Raw genomic sequence first — 11121 nt, 5'->3', positions numbered from 1 at the left:
GAGCTACCGAGTCGGCCACAATTAAAATGAATTCAATTCAAGTTAATTATTAAAAATTTTCTTTGCAGTGCCTGCGACTGGACTCGAACCAGCACATCCTTAGGAAACCACCCCCTCAAGATGGCGTGTCTACCAATTTCACCACGCAGGCAATAAAATTACAAAAATCCAGTAATTTATTTTGCTTGTGACCCGGCTGGGATTCGAACCCAGGACCCATACATTAAAAGTGTATTGCTCTACCAGCTGAGCTACCGAGTCGGCCACTGTTTAAACAAGTTTTCATTGAAGTAATGTCCCTTGTTTTAAGTGGTGCAAAGATAGGGTTTTTTTCGTTATCTCAAAACTTTTTTGCAAATTTGTTTAAAAAAAATTCATGATAATTTCACTGATCGGATACATGGGTTGTGGCAAATCTCACGTTTCCAAAATATTAAGCGAAAAAATAAATTTCAGATTAATTGACCTCGATAAAGAGATTTCCAGACGAAATAAATTAACCATTCCTGAAATTTTCGAAAAAAAGGGAGAAATTTATTTTAGAAAGCTGGAAAGAGAGGCTTTGGAAGAGATCCTGGCTACTGAAGAAAATGTAGTTTTAAGCCTGGGTGGAGGAACTCCGGTTTATTATAACAATATGGAGATCATCAATCATAATTCCAGAAGTGTATTTTTAAGAGCTTCCGTTGCTACCTTATCGGAAAGGCTTTCGAAACAGAAAGAAAAAAGGCCTTTAATTGCCAATATTCCGGATGAAGATCTTCCTGAATTCATTGCCAAACACTTATTTGAAAGAAATACATTTTACAGCAAAGCGCAGTTCAGCGTCATTACAGATTCCCGGACTCCTGAAGAAATTGTGGACGAAATAACAGAAAAGCTCTATCTCTAGAGCTTTTTATTTTTAATCTTCATTATCGGAATCATCGCCGGTTTCACCAAAGAAATCGTCCCAGTCTGTAAAATCGGCATCCACATCATTTCCTACATAATCATCCATATCTCTTCTGTCTTTTTTAGTAGGCCTTCCCTCTCCTTTGTTTCTGTAATAATCCTGGGACATTTTGCGCATCTTCAGAAGTTCGTACTGTTCCTTATCCGTCACATCCTGTATATGAAGAGGTACCAGCTTGGCCCCAATCCTGCTTTTAGGAATCTGAATGACTTTAATCTTATAATCAATCTGATTCTTCCGGATCCTGATCACATCTCCTTCTTTTACTTCTTTTGATGACTTTACAGCAGACGTACCTATTGAAACCCTGTTCTTTTTAATTTCCTCTGCCGCAATACTTCTCGTCTTATAAAAACGAATACTCCATAAAAATTTATCTATTCTCATAATTTTTTATACTTTTGCCGTTATATTATCTGTAAAGTAATTAAAGTTTTTTGAAATGAAAAAAATATTTTTATATATCCTTGCGGGGTCTTTGTGTTTTACTGCATGTAAAAAGGATGATGAAGTAGAAGGTTATAAGGAACCGGAAGATATTAATGTCCAGAATTCCTATGATGATCAGGCTATTAAGAAGTTTATGGACGAAAATTATCTGGATACCCAGGGAAATATAAAAGCTTTCAGCAGTACGGACCCTTCGGATGACAATGAGAAAAAACTGAGTGAACTGCCTCATGAAACCCTTCCATCCGGAACGGTATATATTCAAAGGCCCGGAGCCCAGCCGGATGATGTGAATCCAACTGCCGGAACTGCCATAGGGCAAACAGACATTATAAGACTTATGACGAGAACGAAAACCTATCTTGCCATGAATACCGATGGAAGCCCTGCTTTCGGGTCGGTTACCGATATGACGTACTACACTCCTATTGACGGAAGCGGTATTCCTTTGGTAGATCCTAAGTTTTATTATATTTCAACCGAAGATCCATTAATTAAAGGGGCTACAACTACTGCTGCCGGACAACAAAGCTATTATATGATAGAAGGTTTTGGGGAAGCTTTGAGAAAATTTAAGGCATTTGACCAGGCGGACGGTTCACCCTACAATCTTCAGGGGGTAATTATTGTACCTTCAAGAGCAGCATTTGCCAGAGATGCCCACTACAATTACAGTGGATATTCTTTCAGAAACAGAACATTTGTTTTTAATTTCCAGGTGTACAAAACAACTGCGAGACCATAAGAATAAAAACATAGTAAAAAAATAAAACCGTAATCTTTCGATTACGGTTTTTTTATTATTTAAGATCTTGCTTTCTGTTTTACATTTCCAAGAATATCCGGGAAATAGAGGTCTGCCAGATGATCAAATTCGTCTCCTCTCATAAACATGGTTGCATCCACTTCTTCATAAGAACTTCTTCCCGCAGCGGCAATCAGCTCATTACATGTGTGAAGCGTATTTTTATGGAAGTGATATACTCTTTCGCTTTTATCCGTTACATCAAGACCTTTGATCAGCATTTTATCCTGTGTGGCAACTCCTGTCGGGCAGTTGTTGGAATTACATCTTAAAGCCTGAATACAGCCCAGCGAGAACATGAATCCTCTTGCGTTATTACACATATCCGCTCCCATAGCCACAGCTCTTAAAATATCCAGACTTGTAAGTACCTTTCCGCTGGCAATCACCCTTAATTTGTTTCTTACGTTATAATTATTAAGAGTTCTGTTCACGAAGATCAGGGCCGGTTCCAGGGGCATTCCCACTCCGTCCGAGAATTCCGGCGGTGCAGCTCCTGTACCTCCTTCAGCTCCGTCAATGGTAATAAAGTCCGGGTAGATCTTCAGAACATTCATCTGAACGCAGATATCTTCAAATTCTCTGGTATCTCCTATACAAAGTTTGAAACCTACCGGCTTACCTCCCGAAAGCTCTCTGAGGTGCTGTACAAACCTCAGCAGTCCCGGAGCATCTGAAAAAGCAGTATGAGAAGGCGGTGAAATAACGGTCATTCCCGGGGTGACGTGGCGGATCTTTGCAATTTCCGGTGTATTTTTCACTCCGGGAAGCACCCCACCGTGTCCCGGTTTTGCTCCCTGAGACAATTTGATTTCAATCATCTTCACATTGGGAAGCGTAGAATATTTTGTAAATAATTCTGCATTGAATTTACCTTCTTCATCACGGCACCCGAAATATCCGGTACCGATCTGCCAGCATAAGTCTCCTCCTTCCAGATGATAGGGAGAGATTCCTCCTTCCCCTGTATTGTGGTAAAAATTTCCTTTTTTAGCCCCTCTGTTTAAAGAAATCTGTGCCCTGTCACTCAATGCACCGAAGCTCATCGCGGAAATATTGAATAAAGAAGCATGATAAGGCTGTGTACACTGCTCTCCTCCTACCCATACTCTCGGCAATTCTTCTGATGGCGACTTCGCATAGATAGAATGTTTGATTCCTTCATATTTTCTGTGATTCACTTCCAGCTGGGTTCCAAAAGCAACGGTATCGCTCAGGTTTTTGGCACGCCGGTATACTGCAGAACGCTGATTTCTGGGAAAAGGCTTTCCGTCCGTTTCTCTTTCGATGAAATACTGCTGCATTTCGGGTGAAATACTTTCAAAAAAGTATCTGAAGTACCCCAGCACCGGGAAGTTCCTCAAAATAGCATGTTTTGACTGGTAGGCATTGTAAACCCCCAATGCGTAGATGGCGGACAGCAGGATCGGTATCCAGTAATGCGCTCTGATCAGTAGTGCCACAATCCATGTAGCGGCTACTAATACAATTCCCCAAGATAAAAACTTATCTCTCATGAATGTAGTATTTAAAGTTAAAAATAAATTTAGTGGAAATTTTGCAAAGAGACTATGCTTTTGCTAAAAAACTTTCGTAGGAAGATTGCACAGAAACCGTGCCATCTGACAGTATTTTTTCTAAATTCAGAAATTCAATTTGATTTACGGATGCCTGGTCAAAGTCTTTCTGGACTCTCACATAGTTTTCTGTGAAGCCAAACATTTTTCCGTCTTTATTTTCGTGCTCCCAAAGTACAGGAAGCGTTTTTCCGAGCTGGGTCTGGTAAAATGCCATTTTTTTCTTTTCAGAAAGTATTCTCAGCATTTTATTCCGCTTCTTTCTTTCAGCCACAGGAACAACACCGTCCATACCGGCTGCTTCCGTATTCTCTCTTTCAGAATAAGTGAATACGTGAAGATAGGTGATCGGAAGTTCATTCAGGAAGTTATAGGTCTCCATGAATTTTTCTTCTGTTTCTCCCGGAAAACCGACAATAACATCTACTCCAACAGCTGCGTCTGGCATTACCTCACGGATTTTGCTGACTCTTTCTCTGTACAGTTTAGTCAGGTAGCGGCGTTTCATCTTCTTCAGAAGATCATCACTTCCGGACTGTAAAGGAATATGGAAATGCGGAACAAAGCTTCTGCTTTTAGAAACCAGTTCTATGCTTTCGTCTTTCAGTAGATTGGGTTCAATAGAGGAAATACGGATTCTTTCGATGCCATCTACTTTATCAAGTTCTGAGATCAGATCCAGGAAAGTATGTTCATGTCTTTTATTTCCGAATTCACCTTTACCGTAATCCCCGATATTTACTCCGGTAAGAACGATTTCTTTGATGTCTCTTCCGGCAATTTCCTTAGCATTTTTAAGAACATTATCGATGGTATCTGAACGGGAAATTCCTCTTGCCAACGGAATGGTACAGTATGTACATTTATAGTCGCAGCCATCCTGAACTTTCAGGAAAGCCCGGGTACGGTCACCAATAGAATAGCTTCCGATAAAAAAGTCGGTTTCTTCAATTTCACAGGAATGAACAATGCCTTCGTGATCCGTTTTTTCAAGATCATCAAGGTAACTTAAGATATTGAACTTTTCTTTAGCCCCCAAAACAAGATCTACTCCTTCAATCTGTGAAATTTCTTCAGGTTTTAGCTGTGCATAACATCCCACAATCACGACAAGCCCTTCAGGATTGGCCTTCATTGCTCTTTTTACGTGAAGCTTACATTCGCGGTCTGCGTTTTCAGTTACCGAACAGGTATTGATCACATAGATGTCTGCTCTTTCATCAAAACTCACTTTATCATAACCTGCATCTGTTAACTGACGGGCAATAGTAGATGTTTCCGCAAAGTTTAATTTGCAGCCAAGTGTATGAAATGCGGCAGTTCTGTGAAAAGTAGACATTTATTACTCCTGAATTTTATGGGTGCAAAGATAGTAATTTTAATAAGAATTCTAAATTGATTCGGTCTATTGTTTATATTCTTCTCTTATTTCAGGGCTGTTGGTGAAGCATACGGGAGAAAAATGTTGTATGGATTCATCTTCTCCGGTTTTTTGGAGGTCAGCAATACATTTTTCCCTGATTTGCCATATTTCATCTAAACCGTAGCTTATTTTTTCTTTCTGCAGCCAGTTTTGAAGGAATTCTTTATGAACAGATATTTTTACTGAGCCAATCTGATCGTATTCTATTTCAATTTCTGATAAAATGTTGTTTTTAAAATCGGTGTAGTCTGATCCCGGTTTTGTAAAATCATAATACTGATCTCCAATCTTCAAATAATTATGTGCTTCAGGAATATAGCTGAGACCATATTTACGGAGTGTATTTTTTATCAGAGGAGCATAATCCGAATCCATTTTAAAGAGACCAAGCATCAGTTTCACCCCGTTTTCGCTGTTTTCCAGTGCCAGTTTCCTGAGTAGTGCATGTTTTGTACTGCAGGTTCCTCCCTTATCCTCAAAAACACAGAGTATATTATTTTTATGCTGATTTCTTTTATAGGTAAGTTCTGCAACAAATCTGCCTGCGGTATGGAAGTCGCGGATATCTGATTCAATACATTTTTCAGAAACAGGACCTTTTTTTCCATCAATGGCAAAATTATACGTTTCCATGAGGTTATTTTTTATAAAACTTCGCCTTCATTTCATCATTAAATTCCCCGGACCTGTTCCTGGCAATGGAAAGTGTTTTCCAGTCTTCATTTTTCACGATTTTCGCGATATAAATGATCTGCCCGATATGATAGGGATAGTGGGCCAGCTGCCTGATAACAGCATCCAGAACCGAATGTGCTTCCCCTCTTATATAGATTTCCGAATATAAATTATCATCATTGATCTGATCCATAGCTTTAAAGAGACATTGCCAGCCCTTTTCCCAGTATTCCAGAACTTCCTGTCCGGTTTCGAAAGTGTTCACAAACTCATCATCACGGTTTCTCCAGGGCTTTTCACCATCTTCTGTTAGAAAATTGGTCCATCTCGACAGCATATTTCCTGCTATATGCTTTACAATGACAGCAATTGAGTTACTTTCTGCATTAGGCTGCCAAAAGATCTGTTCTTCGGAAAGCTGCCCGAAGGTTTTATCGCCCAGCGATTTATAATATTCAAAACGTTTTACAAATAAATTTTTCATACCCATAATTTCATGAAAACTAATCTACCATTTTTAACCAAAAAAACCATCTCTTATGAAATGGTTTTATCTATCAGTTTTATTACTAAAGCCTGAGATGTTATTCTTTGATTACTTTTTCAGAAGCAGTAGTTCCGTCTCCGAATTCTATATTCACTATATAAACACCTTTAGGAAGTGAAGAAATATCCAGCCTGGATGAATCAGCTGTGGATACCACTCTGCCTGATGCATCCAGAACAGTTGATGACCGGATTTTTTTATCTGTTTTTATATAAAGTTCTCCTTTGGTAGGATTAGGATAAATACCATTACTGTTAAGTTCTGTTTCCTGGGTACTTAGTTCCCGGAATGTTATTTTATACATGGCAGCAAACTGTGCGGCTGAAGTCCATCCTGCAGAATAACAGCTGTTTCCGTAGCATCTTACATTCCAGTGGTAAACATCTGTATCCAAAGCTGTCCATGTAGTTCCGTTATCCATACTTATCCAGGACCCTTTCATTATATTGTCTGCACTCGTGGCAATCAAAGTATTTTTACCCGGAACATAAGCAATATCATAAATTCTATTGGTTACAGGGATTCCAGAAAATGGAACCACGGACCATGTTGCCCCACCATCCTCAGTTTTATACATTTTTAAATCGATCTGGGCACCTGACGCCTGTCCTGTCTGTGAAAAAACAATGCCTTTATTTACATCGCTCCAGGCCATTATAAAGTCATGGAACTGCCCTCCCTGAAATGAGCCGGAGAGTGGAGACCAATGCACTCCCTTATCTGTGGATTTATAAATTTTATAATCTGTAATTCCGTTATTTATATTGTAAAAACACAGAAACATAACGCCATTTATTACATAATACTTATGATAACCGAATATTCCTGTCATAGGACCGGAAATATTATCAACCGGTATCTGTGACCAGCTGTCGCCGCCGTTCTGAGTAATGTAAATATCATAAGCCGATGTGCGCGATCCGATAGCCATACCATTATTAATATCAAAAAAATGAACAGCAATTCCTGTTGACGGCAGTGTAAACTGTTTGATCCAGCTTGATCCGCCATTGGTTGTTTTCCAGACTTCCCCAAGAGTGGAGGTACTTGTCGGGCTTGTGGATCCGTTAGGACTCATAACCCAGGCCGTTGTTTCATTTACTCCCGAAACATTTGAAATATTGTACAATCTGGTGTTGTTTCCTATATTAAAAACTCCCGGAGTCCAGCTGCTCCCGCCATTTGAAGTTTTTGTAAAAACCCCGCCTGTTCCGGAGATAGCACATGCCCATACCCCGTTTACATCATATACATGCATAGAGGTCTGGCCACCTCCCCCGGCCCCTGCATTCTGTAAAGTCCACGTTTGAGAAAATGCGGGAATTCCAATCATCAATCCCACTAAAGTTGTAAAAATTCTTTTCTTCATATATTTAATTTAGAATATACAGGCTCATCAGTCTTCCGACTTAAGCATCTGTTTTCGATTTCATGGTTTTTAGTTTTTAAAAGCTTTAAAAAGCCAATAATAAAAGAGTCTCCAATATTATTGATATTATGGAGACTCTTTATAATTTTTAATACTATTTATTCCCTGTTTTTCACAACGATCCAGCCTGAATACTTGACCGGCGTACTCATTTTATCGTTTTCATTCCAGGTTACGGAATACCAGTAGTTACCGGTCGGCACTTTTCCGATACCGTTCACACTTCCATCCCATTTGTATCCGTTCAGTTTGGTTCCTTCATGAATTTTAACCCCGTAACGGTCAAAAATACTGAACACCAGATTCTTTTTACCGGCCAATGCGGAATAATCAATCACATCATTAATACCATCTCCGTTTGGAGTAATCACATTAACCAGATTAGGTACCACCACTCCTACTTCCATTGGCGAACAATTATAGGAGTCTTTTACATAGACTTTATGATCACCCCTTGAAAGATTGGTGAAAATATTGGAATCCTGCCAGTTGATATTATCCATTGAATACTGATAAGGAGGTGTACCTCCCATCACAGATACGGTAATGGTATTGCTTGAAATATCAACCCCTGTGATTACCGGCTGCTCGGAAGCATACACTTTCACATTCTGCTTCACTACACAGCCTCCTGAAGTAAGTTTCACCCAATAAGTACCCACTCCTGCATTGCTGATAGCCTGGGTAGTAGCCCCTGTACTCCATAGATAATTACTGAATCCCGGGCCGGCATCCAGCGTCGTTTTATCTGCCATACAGATGATCTTGTCCTGAAGAACATTGGAATAGACAGGAGCAATAACAGTCAGGGTAATTTTAGCAACATTATAACAGCCCTGAGTATTGAAAACTCTCACGTACACTACCCCGGTAGGCGCTATATAAGCAGTAGGAGTAAGGATTTCATTGGTTTGATTGATCGCATCCGTCAATGAAGGATAATATTTTTTGATTGCACCGGTCTGGGTGGTTACAACAGCTCCTGTAAGATTAAAAGAACCGGTAGAAGGATTGGTCTCCAGAGAACAGGTTCTTATTTCATCATTCTGAACTGCAGGTACAGGAAAGAATTTTAAGAAAATCTTCGCTATGGAGGAGCATCCGAAAGGTGAAGTAACTTTCACATAAATAGTTCCTTCTGCCGAGGTAAATGTCATTGGATTGGTAATCTCCCCTACTCCCGCATTGAGATCAGGAAGACTGTGATAATATTTCTTTGTAACGGTAGGATCTCCGATGATATCCGCACTCGTCAGATCGTATACCGCAGTACCGGCATTATTGTTATTACATTGCGTTAAGGTAGCATCTCTGGTCGTAATCTTTCCATCTCTGAATTTAAATAACCCGACCTGCTTACATTTATTAAGCGGACTGTTTGGATTGGTGGGATCTGTATAGCTTATACTATAATAATAGGTAGGACCCACCGTTACAGAAGTAGGAGCAGTAATAGGATTAGTTCCCGTTAAAGCAGCATTCTGGCTTGTATGGTAGCTTACAGAAAAGTTTGGATTTCCATTAATAATACCCGCAGATAAGGTCGTAAAATCAAATACAGCAGGATTGGAACAGATCACTACTTCTCTTGGATCTGCAGGATTAGCGGCTGGTACTCCCGGAGGGGTAAACGGAAACGGCTGGGTAGCAGGATCTGTAAAAGGTGATGCCAGAGTTGCAGTTCCGCCCCATGTTAAAGAGAAAGGAGCCATCGTAGGATTGGTGGCGTTCACCCAGTTATCCAGATACAGATAGTAGGTTTGCCCCGGTAAAACATCCAGATATTTGCAGTAAGGGGTCGTTGAACCTCCGAGCGCATTTGTGATTGTACTGGTCATATTCAATCCTGTGGATGCTCCAACTCCTACAACGGTAGCTGCATTACAGCGAATCGGTGAGCCAAGATTGGTACAGTTCACATTCGGACCGTAGATAGCCCAGTCATAATCTGCATCCTGATCATTCGGAACCAGATTAAAAGTCAGAGTACCGCCCGTAGCAATGGTAATTTTATACCATATGGAATTATGTTCTCCCTCCGTCAGACAGCCTCTTAAATTTTCATTAACGTTTCCAATCCCTGAAGGACTGTAAGTAATACTGGAATTTCCACAAACCGCCAGAGCAGTTACGCAGTCTGCCTGTGAAAAAAGGAATTGTGAAAATGAAAGAAAAATAAAAAATAAAAATTTCTTCATAGATACATAGTTTTTTGTTAGAATAAATCACCAAGCATATGATATACAAGGGAATACCAAATATACTCATAATTTAATTATAAACAACAAAAACGATAAAATTTTGAATTATTTCAAATAAAACAAAGCTTTAGCAAAAAACTACCTTTCCAAAAAGCAAATTACTTTATACTTGTAATATTTCCACAGAGGTTTTCAAGATGAAATATTTTATGAAAAGGACTTTTTACCTGCTGTAAATGTTCTTTATCCTGAATAAAAGTATATCTTGAAGCAATGGAATTCATATCAGAGACAATCACCAGCCAGCATTCATCAACTGAGGTATCATAATAAGGAAATTTTTCATTTTTCTTTTCAATAAGTTCAAGGATTTTTTCGGAACAGAGTTCATCAAAAAGATTCATGCTGTATTCGTGAGTGATAAATACATTTCTCCGGTGGAAAGATTTTCTCAGACTTTTCACACAGCCAACCGCTTTATTTTTTTTGATACTTTTATAAATATTAAGGATATTTTCCTGCTGTTCTTCGGGATTATCCAGCTTCAGATGGGAATGAAATTCCAAAAAATAAACACCACGATATTTCGTGGTGTCTTCCTGTTCCAATAAAATTTCTGCCTGACGGAACATTTTGTTCAAAGTGCTTTCTGCTTTTTTCATTTCCAGATGGTTGATCACCTCGGTCAGTTCTATTCCGATTTTTTTGTCGTTAAGTTTAGCGATAAAGTCAGGACTTTCGCAGGTAAGGTCTTCAAATTTTACTTCGGGGAAATGATGCATGAAAGAATTCAGGAGCAGAATTTCAGATTTCTTTCTGTATTTTTCACGGTCATGGAGGAGAGACTCATCTATGGTACGGTGATACTTTTCTATCGGCTTTTTTTTCAAATGCCGGTTCAGGTAATACAGGCTCAGATTCTTGGTCAGATCTTCATCAGAAAATGTTTTTTTCATGTGTATTGTTTTATGGGTATGAAAAACACATGCGTTATCCGCTTTCACTATCAGAACTTTTTGAAAATCAAAAAATTATATAATAAAGATAAGTAAAAAAATT

At 39.2% G+C, this 11121-nt stretch carries 10 protein-coding genes and 2 tRNA genes; 2 read left to right on the top strand and 10 right to left on the bottom strand.

Annotated features, from left to right (window positions below; all coding sequences use genetic code 11):
* Window positions 1-68: 68 nt before the first annotated feature.
* A tRNA-Leu gene (locus tag AC106S_RS08440) sits at window positions 69-151 on the bottom strand.
* A gap of 37 nt (window positions 152-188) precedes the next feature.
* Window positions 189-261 (bottom strand) — tRNA-Lys (locus tag AC106S_RS08435).
* Between the two features lie 115 nt (window positions 262-376).
* Here AC106S_RS08435 and AC106S_RS08430 point away from each other — a divergent pair.
* Entirely contained in the window at window positions 377-892 is a 516-nt protein-coding gene (locus AC106S_RS08430) for a shikimate kinase (protein ID WP_482438636.1), read from the top strand.
* A gap of 12 nt (window positions 893-904) precedes the next feature.
* Here AC106S_RS08430 and AC106S_RS08425 read toward each other — a convergent pair whose 3' ends face one another.
* Window positions 905-1342 carry an RNA-binding S4 domain-containing protein gene (locus AC106S_RS08425; RefSeq protein ID WP_482438635.1) on the bottom strand — a complete coding sequence of 146 codons (438 nt, stop codon included), beginning with the start codon at window positions 1340-1342 and terminating at the stop codon, window positions 905-907.
* A gap of 55 nt (window positions 1343-1397) precedes the next feature.
* Between AC106S_RS08425 and AC106S_RS08420 the strand changes: the two genes are divergently transcribed.
* Window positions 1398-2150, top strand: coding sequence for a hypothetical protein (locus tag AC106S_RS08420; RefSeq protein ID WP_482438634.1), 753 nt, complete (start codon window positions 1398-1400; stop codon window positions 2148-2150).
* A 59-nt stretch (window positions 2151-2209) separates the two neighbouring features.
* On the opposite strand, the gene AC106S_RS08415 is transcribed toward AC106S_RS08420, so the two are convergent.
* From AC106S_RS08415 to AC106S_RS08385, 7 genes are all read right to left on the bottom strand, one after another.
* The gene (locus tag AC106S_RS08415; protein ID WP_482438633.1) at window positions 2210-3727 is read right to left on the bottom strand and encodes an FMN-binding glutamate synthase family protein; all 1518 of its coding nucleotides are present in this window, start codon (window positions 3725-3727) and stop codon (window positions 2210-2212) included.
* Window positions 3728-3779: 52 nt separating this feature from the next.
* A complete protein-coding gene (gene mtaB, locus AC106S_RS08410; RefSeq protein ID WP_482438632.1) occupies window positions 3780-5126 on the bottom strand; it encodes a tRNA (N(6)-L-threonylcarbamoyladenosine(37)-C(2))-methylthiotransferase MtaB in 1347 nt (448 codons plus the stop codon).
* Window positions 5127-5192: 66 nt separating this feature from the next.
* Entirely contained in the window at window positions 5193-5843 is a 651-nt protein-coding gene (locus AC106S_RS08405) for a hypothetical protein (RefSeq protein ID WP_482438631.1), read from the bottom strand.
* A 4-nt stretch (window positions 5844-5847) separates the two neighbouring features.
* Window positions 5848-6369 (bottom strand): DUF1572 family protein, encoded by a 522-nt coding sequence (locus tag AC106S_RS08400; protein ID WP_482438630.1) that lies wholly within the window; start codon window positions 6367-6369, stop codon window positions 5848-5850.
* A gap of 100 nt (window positions 6370-6469) precedes the next feature.
* Complete coding sequence (locus tag AC106S_RS08395; protein WP_482438629.1) at window positions 6470-7801, bottom strand: WD40/YVTN/BNR-like repeat-containing protein; 1332 nt, start codon at window positions 7799-7801, stop codon at window positions 6470-6472.
* Between the two features lie 158 nt (window positions 7802-7959).
* Window positions 7960-10059 (bottom strand): T9SS type B sorting domain-containing protein, encoded by a 2100-nt coding sequence (locus tag AC106S_RS08390; RefSeq protein WP_482438628.1) that lies wholly within the window; start codon window positions 10057-10059, stop codon window positions 7960-7962.
* A 161-nt stretch (window positions 10060-10220) separates the two neighbouring features.
* On the bottom strand, window positions 10221-11018 hold the full coding sequence (locus tag AC106S_RS08385; protein ID WP_482438627.1) for a hypothetical protein: 798 nt from the start codon (window positions 11016-11018) through the stop codon (window positions 10221-10223).
* Between the last annotated feature and the right edge of the window lie 103 nt (window positions 11019-11121).

It is taken from the genome of Chryseobacterium sp. FR054, assembly GCF_056844565.1.
This window is presented reverse-complemented; position numbering and strand designations above follow the sequence as displayed.